Source organism: Tsuneonella rigui, assembly GCF_003958625.1.
GTDB lineage: Bacteria > Pseudomonadota > Alphaproteobacteria > Sphingomonadales > Sphingomonadaceae > Tsuneonella > Tsuneonella rigui.
The window spans coordinates 1-17,793 of record NZ_RSEL01000026.1; the positions used below are offsets into that span (position 1 = coordinate 1).

Sequence of the window (17,793 nt, forward strand, 5' to 3'; positions counted from 1 at the left end):
GGGCCGGGGCGGCGCAGCCAGGCGCCGCGCGAGGGCTTACGCCTTGCCATTGCGGCCCCGCTTGGCGACCTTGCGCGCGGCGCGGATGGCGGCCTCACCTTCCTTGGCCCGTGCTCGCAGCGTGTCGATCTTGGCGTTGATCGCGGCGATCGTCGCCACCTCGTCGGCGAGCGTGCGCCGGCCGCGTTCGCGCGCCACGCTCTCGCGGTGGGCGGTCAGGCAGCGCAATGCGGTGGCGGTGTCGAACTTGCGGGGCGGTTCGGCGGGGACGCCGATCTCGCTGCCGCGCAAGTGCGCCAGCAGCTCCATCTCCAGGTTGTCGTACCCTTCGGCGAGCGCGGCGTACCACGCCTTGGCGAAATCCGGGTCGGTTCGCCGCAGGGCGTATACCTTGCTCGTCGGTAGGTCCGCCACCGCGGCGGCGGCGGCGACGTTGGAGGTGATAGCCAGCTCTTCCAGGAAGCGCGCGATCTTCGCTGCGTGGCGCGGGGCCCTGCGGCCCGTGCGCCTCGTCTTGCGCGCGTCGAGCGGCTGGATCGCGTCCCACTGGGCACGGAACGCGTCATTGGTGCTGCGCCTGCGATACGGTGTGGCGTTGGTCACCCCGGCATCGCGCGTCGCCTCGTTGACGCTGCGTCCCGCGCGCAGGGCGTCGAGAAAGCGGGTCGCCCAGACGGGCGCCGGTCTTTCCTGCTGGTCCTTCATCGGTCGTCGATCCCCGTCCCCTGCGATGCGGACACGCAAACGGGCGGAGGCTCCAAGGAGCGCCGCCCGTTCGAATCACACTATCGCGATGTTCCTGTTGTGTAACCAAAGAGCGTGACGATGTCAAGCAGAAAAAACCAAATAGGTTCGTAATGGCGGCGGATTGTGCCTGACCAAGCGTTCCCCTAAACGCTGCCGACCACGGGAGAGGGACCCTCAATGCTGCGCAGCCTCTACAACTGGACGATGGAGAAGGCCGCGCACCGGCACGCCGTATGGTGGCTGGCGCTCTTCGCGTTCGTCGAGGCGAGCTTCTTCCCGATCCCGCCGCACCCGCTGCTGGGCCTGATGTGCCTCGCAGAGCCGAAGAAGGCGATCCGCTTCGCCGCGGTGGCTACGATCGCTTCGGTGGCCGGCGGGCTGCTCGGCTACGCGATCGGTTACGCGCTCTACGATACCGTCGGCACCCAGCTCCTCGCCGCGCTCGGCATGACCGAGAGCTTCCCGGTCGCCGCCTGTTACCTGCGCGAGTACGGGGCCGAGATCATCATGATCAAGGGCGCCACCCCGATCCCGTTCAAGCTGCTGACGATCACCGCCGGGTTCATCGCCATGCCGCTGGTGCCGTTCATCCTCGCCAGCATCGTGAGCCGGGCGATCAGCTTCATGATCGTCGGCGTGCTGTTCCGCCTGTTCGGGGCGCCGATCAAGCGCTTCATCGACAAGTACCTTGGGCTCGTCACGATCGGCTTCGTGGTGCTGGTGGTTGGCGGCTTCATCGCCATCACCATGCTCTCGGGCGGCAACGACAAGGCGAGCGACAAGTGCTCGGCAGCCGCCGCCACGGTCGAAACCCGCGCGGCATGAGCGAAGCCGCGCCCGCGCCCGCCCGGCGGCGCCTGTCCAAACCGCAATGGCTCACGCTCGGCGCGGCGGGCTTCATCATGTCGGTCACGCTGGCGATCATCAATGCGTTCTACGCGGTGCGCGGAGCTGAGGTAATCGTCCAGCCGCCCGAGCAGGTCCTGCTCTACCGCGACGGCGAGGGCGACCAGGCGGTGCTCAACTTCGCCATCCGCCTCGCCATGATCAACGCCGCCGACGGCGCGCACGGGGACGTGCTGATGAAGAGCGCGCTGGCGTTCAAGGGCCTCGACGCGCGCTTCGCCTTCGGCACCGAGCTGACCCCGGTTTTCGGCGACGACGACCAGCTTGCCAGCGGATGCGATTCGGGCGCGCGCTGCGTCGCGCTGCCGGGCCTCAAGGTGACCGAGCTGGGCGAGACCACACTCGACGTGCCCGGCGGCGGGGTGAAGGCGCTGACCGCCGGATTCCCGCTGGTCGAGTGGAACTGCGAAGGCCGTGACTGCGCAAAATTCGCCGATGCCGACGCTGCCGCCACGACGCTCGCGGGCAAGGGCCTGGAGCCGATCGTGACCCTGGAATTCTTCGGCGACGGAGATCGGCGGATGACCTGCGCCGCGCGCGCGATCGATGAGGCGTACCTCAAGGACAATGGCTGGATGTCGGCGCGCTGTCGGACGGCAGGCGTGACTGGTGATCCGTGGCTGTGATCGGCCGCCGGTTCGGCTCGCGTTAATTGGCGCGCAGTCAGGAGCTTAGCCATCATGATCCGCCCATTCCTCGCCCTCGCCGCATTGTCGGCCATCGCCGCCGCGCCGGCCGTGGCGCCTGTGCTCCAGCTGGCGAAGGAGACCGCCACGGTTGAGAACGCAGAGGGCGAGCCGCTGTTCGTGATTCGGGACCTCGCCTACCTGGCCGAGACCTACGGGAGCGCGGTGTCCTATGACCGCCTGACCCAGCGGGTCCGCGTCACTCCCGTCGGCCAGCCCTCGCTGTGGATCCGCTGTTCTGAATTGGCGCCTGCGGAAGGCCTGTGCATTCGCCGTCCGAACCGCGTGGGGCCGGTGCGCGACGAGGAAGACGAGGCCGGCCCGCTCTCGCGCAACCTGCCCGATTGCCCCGGCGATCCGCGCTGCCCGCGCCGCGGGTCTAAGTAGGCCTTCAGACCGGCGAGATCGGCCAGGCGGTGGTGAACTTGCGCCGCCGCTTGACGAAGCGGGTCTCGTAGCGGCGCACCGCCGGGTCCGATCCGAGCATCGCGTCGGCGAAGGCGTTGAACGCGTCCATGTTGGCGACGACCACCAGCACGAGGAGGTCGAACGGTCCCGCAACCTCGAGGATCGTCTGCACTTCGGGGCGCGCCTCGAGCTTGCGCAGGAGCTGCTCGACCGGCTCGAGCGCGTGGCGGTCGAGCTGGACGTCGACCATCGCCGACAGGAACGGGCCGATCTTCTCCGCCACCACCGCGCGGTCGGCGACGATCGTGCCGTCCTCGCGCATGCGCCGCACCCGCCGGGCGATCGCCGACGGCGACAGCGCGACATCGCGCGCAAGATCCTCGGCGGTGCGCAAGGCATCCTCCTGCAGCAGGGCTAGCAGCTGCCGATCATAGCGATCCCAGTCGCGCATTTCGTTCGAACCCGGCCCTCGTCGTGCGGAGATTTGGCAATAACGCCCGCATCTTTGCCCGCAACGCGCGTGGCCGCCAAGCTAGATAGTGCGGCAACGAATTGGGAGGACAGCCTTGACCCTTTTGCCCCGCCTGCTCGCCTGCGCCGCGCTGATCGCGCTCGCGCCCACGGCCGCCTCGGCCCAGCACGCGCCTGCGCCCGCCGCGGCGACGACCGCCGAGGTGATCGCCGCAGCGCGCAAGCGGGTGGCCGATATCTACGTGATCCCCGAAACCGGCGCCAAGCTCGACGCGGCGCTCGCCGCGGCGGAGGCGAAGGGCACGTTCAATGGTCTCGAAGGCGACGCGCTCGCGGCCAAGGTCAACGAGGTGATGCACGGCGTCACCAAGGACGGGCACCTCGGCATGCGCTACGACCCGCAGCGCGCCGCGATCCTCGCCGCGAACCCGCCGAGCGATGACGATGACGACGGCGGCGAACTGCCGGCGAGCTTCCAGCGCGACATCGTTGTCGCCAACGGCGGGGTCACCAAGCTCGAGGTGCTGCCCGGCAACATCCGCTACCTCGACTATCGCGGCTTCATGTGGGGCACGCCCGCGGCGAAGGACGCGATGGCAACCGCGGCGCAGTTCCTGCGCGGCGGCGATGCGGTGATTATCGACCTGCGCCGCAACGGCGGCGGCGACGCGGCGGCGGTGAGCGCGCTCGCGAGCTACTTCCTTCCGCCGGACACCGAACTGATGCGCTTTGAATCGCGCGGCAATCCCGGCACGGTCAGCAAGACAAGCGCGGTGCCGTTCACCCTCGCCGACCGCCCGGTTTACGTGCTGACCTCCAAGGGCACCTTCTCGGCCGCCGAGGAGTTCTCCGACCACGTCTCCGCGTTCAAGTTCGGCACGCTGGTGGGCGAGACCACCGGCGGCGGGGGCTTCAACAACACCTTCGTGCCGCTGCCCGGCGGCTACGTCATGAGCATCTCCTATGGCCGCGCGGTGCACATGGTGACCGGCAAGGACTGGGAGCAAGTCGGCATCGCGCCCGCCATCGCGGTCCCCGCCGACCAGGCTCTGCTGCGCGCCCAGGCCGAAGCGACGACCGCGCTGGCGGCCAAGGCACCCGAGGACGAGCGCGACACCGACGCCCGCCTCGCCGCCTTCTACCGCGCGCAGCTGACCCCGGTCGATCCGGGCATGCCGCTGACCGCCTACGCCGGCACCTACGGCCCGCGCACGATCGCGGTCGATGCCAGCGGCGCGCTGACCACCGCGCGCGAGGGCGCCCCGCCCGTCAAGCTGATCGCCGTCGGAGCCGACTCGTTCGTGCCGGAAACGGTACCGCAGCAGACGTTCCGCTTCATCCGCGAGGGCGGCACCATCGTGGCGGTCGAGAGCGACCTCCCCGGCCGCCCCGCGCAGCGCTCGCCGAAGGGCTGACGAGATACCCTCTCCCGCGACGGAGAGGGTTAGGGCACCCCGCAGGGCGCGGCCTTGCGGGGATCCTGGGAGAGGGGCCAATGTGTCCCCAACGGCCCCTCTCCCTCCGCCTCGCCAGAGGTCGGCTAGCCGATCGCGAGCAGCCGCAAACGCGCGGGATCGAGTACGCTGAGCGCGCCATAGCCGCGCTTGACTAGCCCGCTCGCCTCCAGTTCCGCGAGCGCGCCGTTGGCGGTCGCGCGGGTGACGCCGAGGAGGTCGGCGATCTCCTGCTGGGTCACCGTGACCGCGCCCGCCTTGCCGCCGGCGAGGTTGGCGATCAGCGCCGCCGCGCGCGGGGTGACGGTGCCGCGCCGGGTGTGCGCCAGGAGATCGAGCGTCTCCTGCAACTGCGCTGATAGCGCCCCGAGCAGCGCGCGCATCGCGGCGGGATCGGCAGCCAGCGCGCTCTCGAACGCGGCGGCTCCGATCGCGCGCAGCCGCGCCTCCCCGCGCGCGACCGCGTCGACGATCCGCGGCTGGCCCGACAGCACCGCGAGCTCGCCGTAGGAATCGCCCGCGCCGAGCAGGGCGACCGCGCGAAATTCGCCCTCGGCGGTGAACTGCCCGACCGAGACCGCGCCCTCGTCGATCAACCAGAAGCCGCCCGCCGCCTGGCCCTTGTGCTGGATGATCTGCCCGTCCGCGAAGCTGCGCGCGGGCGAGGCGGCGACCAGCGCCGTCCGCATGCTCTCGGGCAGCGCATCGAACAGCATCGGCACGAGGAGCGAGCGGCCGGGTGTGAATTGTCGGGTTCTGGACATTTCGCACTCGCCGATACCGCTATTTGAGTCGCGGGAGAAGGAGAACCGCGCATGCCAGCCAGCACCATCGCCATCCTCGCGATCTACTTCGGTTTCGCCGCGCTCGAACTCGCGCGGTCGAACCTGTTTGCGAAGCCCGAGCAGACCCGTGACGATGCGGTGGTCGAGGCCGTCAGCATGACGATGCTGCTCGCGGTCACCCAGCCGGCGATCGTGTTCGCCAGCGGCGCCATCGCGCACTGGCTGGCGCCGCAGTGGGCCGGGGCGCTGACGAACCTCAACGCGCTCGCGGGACTGGCGCTGTTCCTGGTCCTCGACGACATGACCCAGTACTGGTGGCACCGCGCGAGCCATATGACCCACTGGCTCTACAACCTGCACCGCGCGCATCACGACGGGCGCTACATGTCGGTGCGCCTCGTGTACCGGAACAACCTGTTCTATTACGCGATGATGCCCGGCCTGTGGCTGTCGGGGCTGCTGGTCTATCTCGGGCTCGGCTGGGTCTATGCCGGCTATGTCGTGGTCAAGATGGCGGTCATCATCGGCGCGCACAGCGATGTCGCGTGGGACGCGCCGCTCTACCGGATCAAGTGGCTGAGCCCGGTCATGTGGGTGGTCGAGCGCACCATCTCGACGCCGGCGACGCACCATGCGCACCACGGGCGGCATGAGGACGACCCGGCGGTCCACTACCGCGGCAACTTCGGCAACCTGCTGTTCTTCTGGGACGTCCTGTTCGGCACCGCGCGGATCACCCGCAGCTATCCCACGAGCTACGGGGTCGAGAACCTCGCGCCCGCGACGCTCGGCCAGCAGCTGATGTGGCCGGTGTTTCCGGAGAACAAGGTGACGGTTTCCGCGGGAGAGGAGGCGGCCGTCAGAGCCGCGTGATCTACCCGAGCGGCGGGCGGTCGGGGGCGGTTATACGATCCCGACCGCCTTGCCCGCGCGCTCGAACATGCCGAGGATGGTCTCGACTTCCTCGGCGGAGTGCTCGGCGCACAGCGAGCACCGCAGCAGGGTCATGTTGGCCGGCGTCGCCGGGGGCCGGGCGAGGTTGACGTAGAGGCCTTCCTTGAGGAGCGCTTCCCACATCGCCGCGCCGCGTTCGAGATCGGGCATGATCACCGCGACGATCGCCGACTGCGGCTCCTTGGTCCCGAGCTCGAACCCGAGCCCGGTCAGCCCCTGGTGCAGCCGCTTGGAATTCTCCCACAAGTGCGCGCGCTTGTTGGAGCCGTGCATCAGCTTGCGGATCGAGGTCGCCGCGGTCGCCACCACGCTCGGCGGGAGGCTGGCGGTGAACACGTAGGGCCGGCACACCAGCCGCATGATCTCGAACTTCGGGTGGTTGGAAACGCAGAAGCCGCCGACCGTGCCGACCGACTTGGAGAAGGTGCCGATCACGAAATCGACGTCGTCTAGGCAGCCCTGGTCCTCGGCCACCCCGCGCCCGTGCTCGCCGATGAAGCCCATCGAGTGCGCCTCGTCGACCAGCACCATCGCGCCGTGCTTCTTGGCGACCGCGATCATCTCCTTGAGCGGCGCGATGTCGCCGAGCATCGAATAGACGCCCTCCAGCACCACCAGCTTGCCCGCGCCTTCGGGGATCCGTCCGAGGCGCTTGTCCATCGCCTCGATATCATTGTGCTTGAACGGCACCACCTCGGCGTTGCCCATCGCGCAGCCGTCCCAGATCGAGGCGTGGCTATCGATGTCGAGGACGATGTAGTCGCCCTTGCCCGCGATCGTCGAAATGATCCCGAGGTTCGCCTGGTAGCCGGTGGAAAAGACCATCGCGTGGCCCATCCCGTAGAACTCCTTGAGCGCTTCCTCGCAGGCCTTGTGGCCGGAGTAGGTGCCGTTGAGCACGCGGGAGCCGGTGGTGCCCGAACCGTAGTCTTCCAGCGCCTGCTTGCCCGCGGCGATCACGTCCTCGTCGAACGTCATGCCCATGTAGTTGTAGGTGCCGAGCAGGATCGTATCGCGCCCGTTGCAGATCGCGCGGGTGGGGGAGAGGACCTTCTCCATCACCAGGTTGAAGGGATCCTCCTGTCCGGTCGACAGCAGCCCTTCGCGCATGGCGATCAGGTCGTCGAACTTGGAGAACAGGTCGCGCCCCTCTCCGGCGCGCGCCTCCGGGCGGTCGGGCTCGTCGATGCCTTCGCTCATCAGTTCTGGGTCTCGGTCACGGCATCGACCAGGTTGCCCCAGGTCTCGATCTCGGCCTGCTGGTTCATCGAGATGATGATGTCGAACTCGTCCTCGATCGCGGCGACGAAATCCATCACCGTCAGGCTGTCGAATTCGAGGTCGCCCGCGAAGGTCGTGTCCTCGTCGATCTCGGTGCCCTTCTTGTTGAACGGCTCGACGATGGCGCGGATGCGGGCGTCGACTTCGGCTCGGTCCATGGATTTGAGTGTCCTGTTTTGGCCGCGCGAGTGCCACGGCAATGCGGCGGAAAAGCGGCTCGGCAGCGCGCTTGTCAAGATTGCGCCCCGCTGGCAAGTCCAAGGGCCACGGGAGGGGACGCGCGGAATGGACCACGACACGCCGGCACCGGCAAGCTCGCAGTACGGCACCTCGGCCTATTCGCTGCACGCGATCCACCTCGTGCGCACCACCCAGCAACAGACGCTGCAGCTATCGCAAATGGCGGACCAGAAGGCGTCGATCCTGATGGGCGCGAGCTTCCTGGTGTTCTCGATCGCGGTCAGCCGTGCGTTCTCGGGACACCTGCCGGTCAGCCTCGCGATCCTCGCGCTGTTCGCGTTCCTAAGCTCGCTGTGCGCCGTGATCGCGGTGCTGCCGTCGGTCTCCCCCAAGGGTGAGCCGCAGGGCGCGAACCGGCTGTTCTTCGGTCATTTCGCCGCGCGCGACGAGGCGGAGTGGACCGAGGAAGTGCTCGACCGCCTGCGCGACGACGAGGCGGTGTTCCGCACCATGCTCCACGACATCTACCAGAACGGCCAGGTTCTGCGGCGGAAGAAATACCGCTTCCTGGCGATCGCCTATCGGCTGTTTGTGGTGGGGTTGGTGGTGACCCTGGGGTCGTTCGTGGTGGAGATGTGGGTGCGGTAGTAAGCACAAGCCCGGATCAAGTCCGGGCTGACGAGGATCATAAGTAAACCCTACAATCGTCGGCCCGGGCTTGACCGGGGCCTGTCGCTTTTCTTCTGGCTGAACTATGGATCGAGAAACGAAGGGCGGCTGGGTCCACATCCTCGCCGATCGGTTCCGCGGCGCACTCTACGTTGGAGTGACCAGCGACCTCGCTGCTCGCATGGTCCAACATCGCGACGGCAACGGCTCCGCCTACTGCGCCCGTCGCGGCATCACCCGGCTCGTCTGGGCGGAACGCGGCGACTCGATCGAAGACTGCATCGAGGACGAAAAGCGCCTCAAGCGCTGGCGTCGGGAATGGAAGTTCGACCTGATCGAGAAGACCAACCCCGATTGGGACGACCTGTTTGAACACCTGACCTAACCCCTTCCGTCGGCCCGGACTTGATCCGGGCCAGTGCTTCTCTTGCCACGTCGCCAAGGCAGCACCACCCCGGATCAAGTCCGGGGCGACGTAGATCGGACGGGGTCAGCTCGTCCTAACCCGGCACCAACCCCCGCACCGCCGCCATGAATGGCCCGATCGACACCGGCTTCGACAAATACCCCGTCGCCCCCGCGTCCCGGATGCGGTCCTCGTCTCCCTTGCCGGCGTATGCGGTCACTGCCAGCACCGGGGTATCGCGCAGGCTTGCGTCGCGGCGCATGGCGGTGATCAGGTCGACGCCGGAGACGGTGCCGAGCTGGATGTCCATGATCACCAGGTCGGGCGCGAAGGCGCGCGCGGCGTTCAGCACCAGCTCGCCGTCGGCGACCGGCTCGACCTCGAACCCGCTGGCGCGCAGCACGTCGCAGAACAACTTGCGGTTGAGGTCGTTGTCCTCGACAACGAGAATTCTCTTTGCCACTGCGGCGGCGCTCCCGGAATGCCCGGGCCCGCGCTTAAGGCCCATCAAGGACGCTGACAATCACCGCCGACGCTACACATCATTCCGGAGATGCCGACACCCTGGCGCTGTCCGCGCTCGGCTGGGTGCTGGCCGATCAGGAGCGCGCCGACCGCCTGCTCGCGCTCACCGGGCTGACGCCGGAGATCCTGCGCGACCAGCTGACCGACCGCGCGGTGCTGGGCGCGGTGCTCGAATATCTCGCCGGACATGAGCCGGACCTCGTGCTCGCCGCCGACGCTCTCAACGTGCCGCCCGAACGGCTGGTCGCCGCGCGCGAGGAGCTGGCCCGATGAGCCGCCCGCTGGTGATCTCCGACTGCGACGAGGTGCTGCTCTACATGGTGGCGCACTTCAAGGCGTGGCTGGAAGAGGGGCAGGGGGTGAACTTCAACCTCGTCGGCAACGATTTTGCGGAATCGATGCGCTGGCAGGAGAGCGGCGAGCTGGTCGAGCCCGCCGAGATCTGGGGCTTCCTGCGCGGTTTCTTCGATACCGAGATGCACCGGCAGAACCCGATCCCCGGCGCGGTCGAGGGGATCAATGCGCTCAGCGAGCACGCCGACGTGGTGATCCTCACCAACCTGACCGACCGCCACCGCGACATGCGTGCCGAGCAGCTCGCCAATGTCGGCATCAACGCGCGGGTGTTCACCAACCAGGGGCCGAAGGGCCCGGCGCTGAAGGCGATCATCGACGAGCTCACGCCGAGCCGCGCGGTGTTCATCGACGACTTGGCGCAGCATCACAAATCGGTCGGTGAGCATGTGCCGCACGTCCGCCGCCTGCACCTGTGCGGCGAGCCGACGCTGGCCGGGCGTATCGCCTGCGCGCACCAGGCGGGGGACGCGCACGCGCGGATCGATAGCTGGGACGAGGCGCTGCCCTGGCTGATGGGCGAAGTCACAAGAGAAGACCCTGCCCTCAAGCAGCGCAGCGGTAAGGCAAACGAGGAAATCGCATGACGATCGAAGCAAAGCTGGAAGAACTCGGGATCACCCTGCCACAGGCGGCGGCGCCGGTGGCGGCCTATGTGCCGGTGGTTGTCTCGGGCGGCGTCGCCTACGTCTCGGGCCAGCTCCCGTTCGTGAACGGCGAGCTGGTCAAGGGCCGGCTCGGCGAGAGCGTGCCGCTTGAGGACGGCATCGCGGCGGCTCGTGCGTGCGGGCTGATGATCCTGGCGCAATTGAAGGCCGCGCTCGGCTCGCTCGACCGGGTCGAGCAGGTGATCAAGCTGGGCGCGTTCGTGAACTCTACCGGCGAATTCGTCGACCAGCCGCGCATCGCCAACGGCGCGAGCGAGCTGATGGCCGAAGTGTTCGGCGACGCGGGCAAGCACGCCCGCAGCGCGGTCGGCGTGCCGGTCCTGCCGCTGGGCGCCGCGGTCGAGGTCGATGCGATTGTCGCCATTCGCGCTGATTGACGCGCTGCTCGCGCCCGCGCCCGACCCGACGCGGGTCGCCTGGCTGGGCCGACAGGAATATGCGCACCGCGGTGTGCACGACGAGCAGGTGGTCGAGAATTCGCCGAGCGCCTTTGCCGAGGCGATCTCGCGCGGGATGGGCATCGAGTGCGATGTCCAGAAGAGCCGCGATGGCCGTGCGATGGTGTTCCACGACTGGAGCCTCGAACGCCTGACGCCGCTGAGCGGCCGGGTCGCCAAGCGCGATGCCGCTGAGCTCGAGCAGGTGCCCTTACGGGGCACAGGCGATTGTATCCCGACACTCGAGCGGATGCTCGCGCAAGTCGCCGGGCGGGTGCCGCTGCTGATCGAGGTCAAGTCCAAGAAGGACCGTAGCCCGATCCCGCTTTGCCTCGCGGTGCACCGTGCATTGGAGGGGTATGCCGGTGACGTTGCGGTTATGAGCTTCGATCCACGCGTGCCAAGATGGTTCAGGACCAACTCGCCCGGGCCGGTTCGCGGGCTGGTCGTGACCGAAGAAAGTTCGCGCGGCCTGCGCGGTTGGCTCAAGCGCCAATGCACGCTGTGGCACGGCAAGCCCGAGTTCCTCGCCTACGACGTGCGCGATCTGCCGAGCCGGTTCGCGTCCGCCCAACAGGCGCGCGGCCTGCCGCTGCTGACCTGGACCGTGCGCTCGCCCGCTTTGCGCGAGCGTGCGGCGCTCCATGCCGACGCGCCGATCGCCGAAGGAGCGGGGCTGGCGTGAGCGAAGGCGAATTGGTCGCGCGCATGGCCGGCTCGGTCGGCGAGCTTGACGCTGCCCAATGGGACGCGCTGACCGACGGCGGCAACCCGTTCGTCAGCCACGCCTTCCTCTCCGCGCTGGAGGATTCGGGCAGCGTGGGCGAAGGCACCGGCTGGCTTCCCGCGGCATTGGTGATCGAGGAAGGCGGCCGCCTGACCGCCGCGCTGCCCGCTTACCTCAAGGGACACAGCCAGGGTGAGTACGTGTTCGACCATTCCTGGGCCGACGCTTGGGAGCGGGCCGGGGGGCGCTACTACCCCAAGCTGCAGATCGCGGTGCCGTTCACCCCGGCGACCGGTCCGCGGATCCTCACCCAGGACGCGTTCATCGGCGGGCTGCTGCTCAATTTTGCGCGTGACTTCACCGAGGCAAACCACTTCTCGTCTGCGCACGCGACGTTCATCGAGCCGGCGCAGGCGGAAATATTCGAGCGCGATGGGTGGCTGCTGCGGCGCGACCTCCAGTTCCACTGGACCAACCGCGGCTATTCGACCTTCGACGACTTCCTGGACCAACTCGCCAGCCGCAAGCGCAAGGCGATCCGCAAGGAACGCGCCGCCGCGCAGGAAGGCGTAACCATCCGCCGCCTCACCGGCACCGACATCCGGCCCGAGCACTGGGACGCGTTCTGGCAGTTCTACCAGGACACTGGCGCCCGCAAATGGGGTAGCCCTTACCTGACCCGCGAAGCGTTCGACCTGTTTGGGGATCGGATGGGCGAACGGATCCTGCTGGTGCTGGCCTTCGATGGCGAGCGGCCGATCGCGGGGGCGCTCAATTTTATCGGGTCGGAGGCGCTCTACGGCCGCTATTGGGGCTGCGTCGAGGACCGGCGCTTCCTCCATTTCGAGCTGTGCTATTATCAGGCGATCGACGCCGCGATCGAGCTCGGCCTCACCCGGGTCGAAGCCGGCGCGCAGGGCCAGCACAAGATCGCTCGCGGTTACGAACCGGTGCAGACCACCTCGGCGCACTGGATCGTCGATCGCGGTTTCCGCAAGGCGGTCGCCGATTTCCTCGAGCGGGAACGCCAGGGAGTCGCGGTCGACGCCGAATGGCTCGGGGAACGGACTCCGTTCCGCAAAGGTTAGGCCGCGCGGCGTTCGCCGGCCAGCAGCCACTCGCGCGCCCGGCGCTGGGCTTCGGCGATTTCGCGGGCGGTCATTTCGTCGGAAATGTCGGCCCGGCACCACGACGCTTCCTCGTGCCCCTTGGCGGCGGCGAGGTTGAACCACTTGTGCGCTTCGATGAGGTCGCACGCGACGCCGTGGCTACCGGTCGAGAACGCCACGCCGAGATCATACAGCGCCGAGGTATCGCCCTGCGCCGCGGCGGCCAAGCAGTGCGCCACCAACAGGTCGCCCGCCGGAGCCGATGCCGGTTTCGCCGCGCTCCCTTCGATCTTGATCAGTTCCATGTCGAATTCCCCCCCCGGCCAGCCCCCTCGCTGCCGTTGGAATGAATTCAGCCCTTTATGGTCAACAAACCGTTAACGAGACTTTCGAAAAGTGACGGTGCGTTCGGCCCACCTTAAGTTTCGCCCCGCTAGGGCGCGCCAGCCGGAAAGCATGCTTGTGCCCACCCGGAGCCGTCCCTATAGGCGCGCCAACGCTGAACGGAGGCGACTGAGTCACCGGATAAATTCCGGGATCACGGGCCCGCCAACGAAGCGGTTTGAGAGGACATCGATGGCCACTGTGGCTAGCGACATCGACGTACTGGAGAAGGCGCGGCGCGCGCTCGCCGACGACTACGTCCCGTCCGACGACGAAGAGTACATGGGCGCGGCGCAGCAGGATTATTTCCGCCTGCTGCTGCTCGAGTGGAAACGCTCGATCCTGTCCGCCGCGAATGCGACGCTGCAGTCGCTGCAGGACGGCCCGATCCGCGAGGCTGACCTCAACGACCGCGCCTCGAGCGAGACCGACTGGGGTATCGAGCTGCGCACCCGCGACCGCCAGCGCAAGCTCATCTCGAAGATCGACTCCGCTCTGCGCCGGATCGACGCGGGCGAGTACGGTTATTGCGAGGTCACCGGCGATCCGATCGGCCTCAAGCGCCTCATCGCGCGGCCTGTGGCGACCATGACGGTCGAGGCGCAGGAAGCCCACGAACGGCGCGAAAAAATCTCCCGCGACGACTGACGCGCAGGGCCTTCCGACTTAAACTTTCCTTAGCCGATTCAGCGTAAATCCGCCGGTAATGCCAGCGCGGCCGGAGTCCGCTGCGTGCACGCGATTGTTTTTTGAGAGGAACTGCCCGCGCGATGTCCGCCGTCGATACGCGTCATATCAATCGGGACAGCCTGTTCCTGATGGCCGAAGTGCGTCTCGAGGGCGACTCGGCGAGCCATCGGGTGAAGGTGCGCAATCTCTCGGCGGGCGGCATGATGGCCGAAGGCGACGTCGCGGTTCTGCGCGGTGCGCGGGTGAGCGTCGAGCTGCGCAATCTTCCTGTCGTCGAGGGCAGCGTGGCCTGGGTGCAGGACAACCGCTTCGGCATCGCTTTCGCGCGCGAGATCGATCCGCGGGCACCGCGCACCGCGGTCGGGGGCGGTGACCTGGACACGCCGCGGTTCGTGCGTCCTGCCTCGATCCTGCCCAACGGTCAGACGTTCGAACGGGGGCCGCTGCGCAAGCTCTGAGCGCGCCGCTCGGCGGGTCCCCCCTGACGCGCCACTCATGACCTGCTAGCACAGCCCGGATGCTTCGCCGTCCGCGCCCGCTAGCCATCCTGGCCGCACTGATCCTGCCATTCACCGTCGCGCTGAGCGCCTGCGGATCGAAGGATGACGGCGAGGCGCTGCAAGTCGCCTTCATCGGGCCGAGCGATTCCCTTTTTGCGCGCGGCCTGCGCCTGCCCGCTCCGGCGCAGCAACTCAGGGCCGCGACGGCCGAGGGCCTGGTCGCGCTCAATGCGCAGGGCGAGGTGGTGCCCGCGCTCGCCGAGCGCTGGATCGTGACCGAGGACGGGCTCAGCTACATCTTCCGCCTGCGCAATTCCGATTGGCTCGACGGGCGGCCGATCGCCGCCGAAGAGGTACGCGACCAGCTCAAGCGAACGCTTCGCTCGCTCTCCGGTACTTCGCTCGGCCTCGATCTCGCGCCGGTGTCCGAAGTGCGCGCGATGACCGGGCGGGTGATCGAGGTGCGCCTCAGCAGCCCGATGCCGGATTTCCTGCAACTGCTTGCCCAGCCGGAGCTGGGGGTGCTGCACAAGGGCGTTGGCGCTGGGCCGATGACCTTGCAGCGCGATGGCGCGGTCGCTCAGCTTGCGCTCCTCCCGCCCGAAGCGCGCGGCCTGCCCACGCGTGAGGATTGGCGGGAGGGCACCCGCGCCCTCGCGGTGCGCGCGCTGCCGGCCGAAAAGGCGGTCGCCGCATTTCGCAACGGTCAGGTCGATCTCGTGCTCGACGGTCGGCTGGCCGATCTTCCCCGCGCCGACACCGGCCCGCTGTCGCGCGGGACGGTGCGGCTCGACGCAGCGCAAGGCCTGATGGGCCTGCGGGTGGTGCGCGCCGATGGCCTCCTCGCCGATCCGCGCCGCCGCGAAGCACTGGCGATGGCGATCGATCGCGAAACCCTGCTCGCACCGTTCAACGTCGCCGGCTGGACGCCGAGCAGTCGGCTGGTGCCCTCCGCGGTCGCGGGAAATGCCCCCGAGCGGTGGGCGGGCCTGACGATCGAGCAGCGGCGCGGCGAGGCACGGCGGCGGATTGCGGGCTTCGCCAACGCCTCGGTGCGGGTGTCTCTGCCCGCAGGGCCCGGCTCCGACCTCCTCTTTGGCCAACTCGCCGAAAGCTGGAGCCAGATCGGCGTCACCGCGGTCCGTGCGCGAGACGGCGAGCCCGCCGATCTCGAGTTTTTCGACGCGCTCGCCCGCACCGGCGGACGGCCGTGGTATCTCAACCAGTTCGCCTGCACGGTGCGGCGAACCCTGTGCTCGCCCGAAGCGGACGAGCTCGTCCGCGACGCGGCCGCCCAGTCCGATCCGGTCGCGCGGCTGACGATGCTGGCCGAGGCAGAGGAGCGCGTGAGCGCAATGGAAAACTTCATCCCCCTCGGCGCGCCGGTGCGCTGGTCGCTGGTGCGCGGCGACATCGATGGGTTCGCGGAGAACCGCTGGGCGCTGCATCCCTTGTTGCCGCTCGCGCTCGGCCCCACATGATCCGCTGAAGGAGAGTGCCCTTGAACGAGCCGAACCGCGCGCGACCCATGGGGATCGACCTGCCGATCGGTACCGACGCGACCTCGGTCCGCCGGCGGATCGAGGCGATGGAGCAGTTGCTCGAGAACAGCTTCACCGTTCCCGGGGTCAACTACCGCGTCGGGCTCGATTCGATCGTCGGCCTGGTGCCGGTGGTCGGCGACTTCGTGACCGCTGCGATGGGCATGTGGCTGGTGTGGGAGGCGAAGAACCTCGGCCTGCCCAGGTGGAAGCTGTGGCGGATGACCGGCAATGTCGCGGTCGATACCGCGGTCGGGGCGATCCCGGTGGTGGGCGACGCGGTCGACTTCCTGTTCAGGTCGAACACCCGCAACCTGAAGATCGTCAAGCGGCACCTCGACAAGCATCACCCCGCGACACGCACGATCGAGGGCTGAGCCAAAGCCAACCCCCCTGTTCGTCACCCCCGCGAAAGCGGGGGCCCATCTCCAACCGGCTGGGTGATGGATCCCCGCTTTCGCGGGGATGACGGCTCGGGAGAGTTTGGCGTATGAGGGCGCATGCCCCGCGACGTCACTTATTCGAGCTATCTCGACCTCGACTGCATTCTCTCGGCGCAGCACCCGGCCAGCGCCGCGCACGACGAGCTCCTGTTCATCATCGTCCACCAGGCGAGCGAGCTGTGGCTCAAGCTGTGCCTGCATGAGCTCAATGCCGCCCGCGCCGAGATCGCCGCCGATGACTTGCGGCCCGCGTTCAAGATGCTCGCCCGGGTAGCGCGCGCGCAGAACCAGCTCATCCAGTCGTGGGACGTGCTGAGCACGATGACCCCGGCCGACTATTCCGAGGTGCGCCCGCACCTTGCTAGCTCCAGCGGCTTCCAGAGCGCCCAGTACCGGCTGATGGAGTTCCTCCTCGGCGGCCGCAATCCCGACATGGTGACCATGCACGAGGCGACCCCCGAGGTGGCCGCGGCCCTGCGCGCCGAGCTCGATCGCCCGAGCCTCTACGACGAAGCAATCCGCCTGCTCGCCCGCCGCGGCTTCCGCATTCCAGACGCGGTGCTCGAACGCGATCACCGCGGCGGGTGGACGCCGTCAGCCGAGGTCGAGGCCGCGTGGGCGGAAATCTATCGCGAGCCCGAGGACTACTGGGACCTTTACGAGCTGGCCGAAAAGCTCGTCGATCTCGAATACCACTTCCAGCGCTGGCGCTTCGGGCACCTGAAGACCGTCGAGCGCATCATCGGCTTCAAGCGCGGCACCGGCGGGACGGCGGGCGTGCCGTACCTCGAAGGCGTGCTGAAGCAGGTGTTCTTTCCCGAACTGCTGAGCGTACGGACGGCGATCTGATTTGCCCGACGCTTCTAGCCCCTCACTGCAAACGACAATGCAAAGTCACATCTCATGGCAGTCATCAGCGACACGCCGATCTTGGGCCGGCAATGCGGCCAGTGCAGCATGTGCTGCAAGCTCATGGAGATCAAAGAGCTGCAGAAGCCGGGCGGCTCCTGGTGTCGGCACGTCAGCAAGGGCAGCGGTTGCTCGATCTATCGCGACAGGCCACCGTCATGCGCCGCGTTCGGTTGCGGCTATCTCCACTGGCCGATGGCGGGCGATCACTGGTTTCCTGCCAGATGCAAGATGGTGATCGTCGCCGAAAATGATACGCGCATGGCCATCCATGTCGATCCCAGTATGCCCAACGTGTGGAAGTCGGAGCCCTACTATTCCGACCTCAAGACCTGGGCCCGGCACGCATCCCGGAACCCCGGGCAGCAACTGGTGGTGACCGTCGCGGGCCGCATGTTCGTCATCCTTCCCGACAAGGACGTGGACATGGGAATAGTCTCGGAAGATGAAATTGTCTTGTCCGGACAGATGGCTGACGGAAGCTACATGGCCATCAAGGTGCGGACCGATGATCTTGGCATCGAAAGATTGGCCAATGGGGGATATCGGGTTCGGTAGG

Annotated in this window: 25 protein-coding genes; 18 read left to right on the forward strand and 7 right to left on the reverse strand. The window is 67.9% G+C overall.

The genetic code is table 11. The annotated features are described in order from the left end of the window. Window positions 1-36 precede the first annotated feature (36 nt). Window positions 37-705 (reverse strand): hypothetical protein, encoded by a 669-nt coding sequence (locus ELY12_RS10890; RefSeq protein ID WP_126176738.1) that lies wholly within the window; start codon window positions 703-705, stop codon window positions 37-39. Between the two features lie 219 nt (window positions 706-924). Here ELY12_RS10890 and ELY12_RS10895 point away from each other — a divergent pair, with 219 nt between their 5' ends. The 3 genes from ELY12_RS10895 to ELY12_RS10905 are packed head-to-tail and all read left to right on the forward strand — an operon-like array spanning window position 925 to window position 2,726. After that, window positions 925-1,572 carry a YqaA family protein gene (locus ELY12_RS10895; RefSeq protein ID WP_126176739.1) on the forward strand — a complete coding sequence of 216 codons (648 nt, stop codon included), beginning with the start codon at window positions 925-927 and terminating at the stop codon, window positions 1,570-1,572. Beyond that, window positions 1,569-2,279 carry a hypothetical protein gene (locus tag ELY12_RS10900; protein ID WP_126176740.1) on the forward strand — a complete coding sequence of 237 codons (711 nt, stop codon included), beginning with the start codon at window positions 1,569-1,571 and terminating at the stop codon, window positions 2,277-2,279. Before ELY12_RS10895 ends, ELY12_RS10900 begins: the two co-directional genes overlap by 4 nt. A gap of 54 nt (window positions 2,280-2,333) precedes the next feature. After that, window positions 2,334-2,726: a hypothetical protein gene (locus ELY12_RS10905; protein ID WP_126176741.1), complete on the forward strand. Its 393-nt coding sequence runs from the start codon at window positions 2,334-2,336 to the stop codon at window positions 2,724-2,726. A gap of 4 nt (window positions 2,727-2,730) precedes the next feature. Here the strand turns inward: ELY12_RS10905 and ELY12_RS10910 are convergent, their stop codons facing one another. After that, window positions 2,731-3,198 (reverse strand): Lrp/AsnC family transcriptional regulator, encoded by a 468-nt coding sequence (locus tag ELY12_RS10910; protein WP_126176742.1) that lies wholly within the window; start codon window positions 3,196-3,198, stop codon window positions 2,731-2,733. A gap of 115 nt (window positions 3,199-3,313) precedes the next feature. Between ELY12_RS10910 and ELY12_RS10915 the strand changes: the two genes are divergently transcribed. Beyond that, window positions 3,314-4,633: a S41 family peptidase gene (locus ELY12_RS10915; RefSeq protein WP_126176743.1), complete on the forward strand. Its 1,320-nt coding sequence runs from the start codon at window positions 3,314-3,316 to the stop codon at window positions 4,631-4,633. Window positions 4,634-4,758: 125 nt separating this feature from the next. Here the strand turns inward: ELY12_RS10915 and ELY12_RS10920 are convergent, their stop codons facing one another. Beyond that, a complete protein-coding gene (locus ELY12_RS10920; RefSeq protein ID WP_126176744.1) occupies window positions 4,759-5,436 on the reverse strand; it encodes a Crp/Fnr family transcriptional regulator in 678 nt (225 codons plus the stop codon). A 51-nt stretch (window positions 5,437-5,487) separates the two neighbouring features. Between ELY12_RS10920 and ELY12_RS10925 the strand changes: the two genes are divergently transcribed. After that, a complete protein-coding gene (locus tag ELY12_RS10925) occupies window positions 5,488-6,330 on the forward strand; it encodes a sterol desaturase family protein (protein ID WP_126176745.1) in 843 nt (280 codons plus the stop codon). 30 nt (window positions 6,331-6,360) lie between these two features. Here ELY12_RS10925 and spt read toward each other — a convergent pair whose 3' ends face one another. Next, window positions 6,361-7,611 carry a serine palmitoyltransferase gene (gene spt, locus ELY12_RS10930; protein WP_126176746.1) on the reverse strand — a complete coding sequence of 417 codons (1,251 nt, stop codon included), beginning with the start codon at window positions 7,609-7,611 and terminating at the stop codon, window positions 6,361-6,363. Continuing rightward, on the reverse strand, window positions 7,611-7,850 hold the full coding sequence (locus ELY12_RS10935; protein WP_126176747.1) for an acyl carrier protein: 240 nt from the start codon (window positions 7,848-7,850) through the stop codon (window positions 7,611-7,613). Before ELY12_RS10935 ends, spt begins: the two co-directional genes overlap by 1 nt. A 127-nt stretch (window positions 7,851-7,977) precedes the next feature. On the opposite strand from ELY12_RS10935, the gene ELY12_RS10940 reads away from it, so the two are divergent. Continuing rightward, on the forward strand, window positions 7,978-8,520 hold the full coding sequence (locus ELY12_RS10940) for a Pycsar system effector family protein (protein ID WP_126176748.1): 543 nt from the start codon (window positions 7,978-7,980) through the stop codon (window positions 8,518-8,520). A 106-nt stretch (window positions 8,521-8,626) separates the two neighbouring features. Continuing rightward, complete coding sequence (locus ELY12_RS10945) at window positions 8,627-8,926, forward strand: GIY-YIG nuclease family protein (RefSeq protein ID WP_126176749.1); 300 nt, start codon at window positions 8,627-8,629, stop codon at window positions 8,924-8,926. Window positions 8,927-9,041: 115 nt separating this feature from the next. Here the strand turns inward: ELY12_RS10945 and ELY12_RS10950 are convergent, their stop codons facing one another. Continuing rightward, window positions 9,042-9,410, reverse strand: a complete 369-nt coding sequence (locus tag ELY12_RS10950; protein ID WP_126176750.1) for a response regulator — start codon at window positions 9,408-9,410, stop codon at window positions 9,042-9,044. Window positions 9,411-9,511: 101 nt separating this feature from the next. On the opposite strand from ELY12_RS10950, the gene ELY12_RS10955 reads away from it, so the two are divergent. Genes ELY12_RS10955 through ELY12_RS10975 form a run of 5 tightly spaced genes read left to right on the forward strand, consistent with a single transcriptional unit; the run spans window position 9,512 to window position 12,746 of the window. Next, complete coding sequence (locus ELY12_RS10955; protein WP_126176751.1) at window positions 9,512-9,745, forward strand: DUF3572 family protein; 234 nt, start codon at window positions 9,512-9,514, stop codon at window positions 9,743-9,745. Then, a complete protein-coding gene (locus ELY12_RS10960; protein ID WP_126176752.1) occupies window positions 9,742-10,413 on the forward strand; it encodes an HAD family hydrolase in 672 nt (223 codons plus the stop codon). Before ELY12_RS10955 ends, ELY12_RS10960 begins: the two co-directional genes overlap by 4 nt. Next, window positions 10,410-10,871 carry a RidA family protein gene (locus ELY12_RS10965; protein ID WP_126176753.1) on the forward strand — a complete coding sequence of 154 codons (462 nt, stop codon included), beginning with the start codon at window positions 10,410-10,412 and terminating at the stop codon, window positions 10,869-10,871. The genes ELY12_RS10960 and ELY12_RS10965 overlap by 4 nt, the downstream gene beginning before the upstream one ends. Further along, window positions 10,843-11,616: a glycerophosphodiester phosphodiesterase family protein gene (locus ELY12_RS10970; protein ID WP_126176754.1), complete on the forward strand. Its 774-nt coding sequence runs from the start codon at window positions 10,843-10,845 to the stop codon at window positions 11,614-11,616. The genes ELY12_RS10965 and ELY12_RS10970 overlap by 29 nt, the downstream gene beginning before the upstream one ends. Continuing rightward, window positions 11,613-12,746: a GNAT family N-acetyltransferase gene (locus tag ELY12_RS10975; RefSeq protein WP_206435814.1), complete on the forward strand. Its 1,134-nt coding sequence runs from the start codon at window positions 11,613-11,615 to the stop codon at window positions 12,744-12,746. Before ELY12_RS10970 ends, ELY12_RS10975 begins: the two co-directional genes overlap by 4 nt. On the opposite strand, the gene ELY12_RS10980 is transcribed toward ELY12_RS10975, so the two are convergent. Then, complete coding sequence (locus ELY12_RS10980) at window positions 12,743-13,072, reverse strand: SEL1-like repeat protein (RefSeq protein WP_126176755.1); 330 nt, start codon at window positions 13,070-13,072, stop codon at window positions 12,743-12,745. The two genes, ELY12_RS10975 and ELY12_RS10980, sit on opposite strands and share 4 nt — an antisense overlap. Window positions 13,073-13,343: 271 nt before the next feature. Here ELY12_RS10980 and dksA point away from each other — a divergent pair, with 271 nt between their 5' ends. The 6 genes from dksA to ELY12_RS11010 all read left to right on the forward strand — a co-directional run bounded on the left by dksA (window position 13,344) and on the right by ELY12_RS11010 (window position 17,792). Further along, entirely contained in the window at window positions 13,344-13,799 is a 456-nt protein-coding gene (gene dksA / locus ELY12_RS10985) for an RNA polymerase-binding protein DksA (protein ID WP_126176756.1), read from the forward strand. A 122-nt stretch (window positions 13,800-13,921) separates the two neighbouring features. After that, window positions 13,922-14,299 (forward strand): PilZ domain-containing protein, encoded by a 378-nt coding sequence (locus ELY12_RS10990; protein ID WP_126176757.1) that lies wholly within the window; start codon window positions 13,922-13,924, stop codon window positions 14,297-14,299. Window positions 14,300-14,358: 59 nt separating this feature from the next. Continuing rightward, window positions 14,359-15,822: an ABC transporter substrate-binding protein gene (locus tag ELY12_RS10995; RefSeq protein WP_126176758.1), complete on the forward strand. Its 1,464-nt coding sequence runs from the start codon at window positions 14,359-14,361 to the stop codon at window positions 15,820-15,822. Between the two features lie 47 nt (window positions 15,823-15,869). Beyond that, a complete protein-coding gene (locus ELY12_RS11000) occupies window positions 15,870-16,259 on the forward strand; it encodes a DUF4112 domain-containing protein (protein ID WP_126176827.1) in 390 nt (129 codons plus the stop codon). Between the two features lie 123 nt (window positions 16,260-16,382). Then, on the forward strand, window positions 16,383-17,174 hold the full coding sequence (locus tag ELY12_RS11005; RefSeq protein ID WP_126176759.1) for a tryptophan 2,3-dioxygenase: 792 nt from the start codon (window positions 16,383-16,385) through the stop codon (window positions 17,172-17,174). A 54-nt stretch (window positions 17,175-17,228) separates the two neighbouring features. Further along, entirely contained in the window at window positions 17,229-17,792 is a 564-nt protein-coding gene (locus ELY12_RS11010) for a YkgJ family cysteine cluster protein (protein ID WP_126176760.1), read from the forward strand. The last annotated feature ends 1 nt before the right edge of the window (window position 17,793 follow it).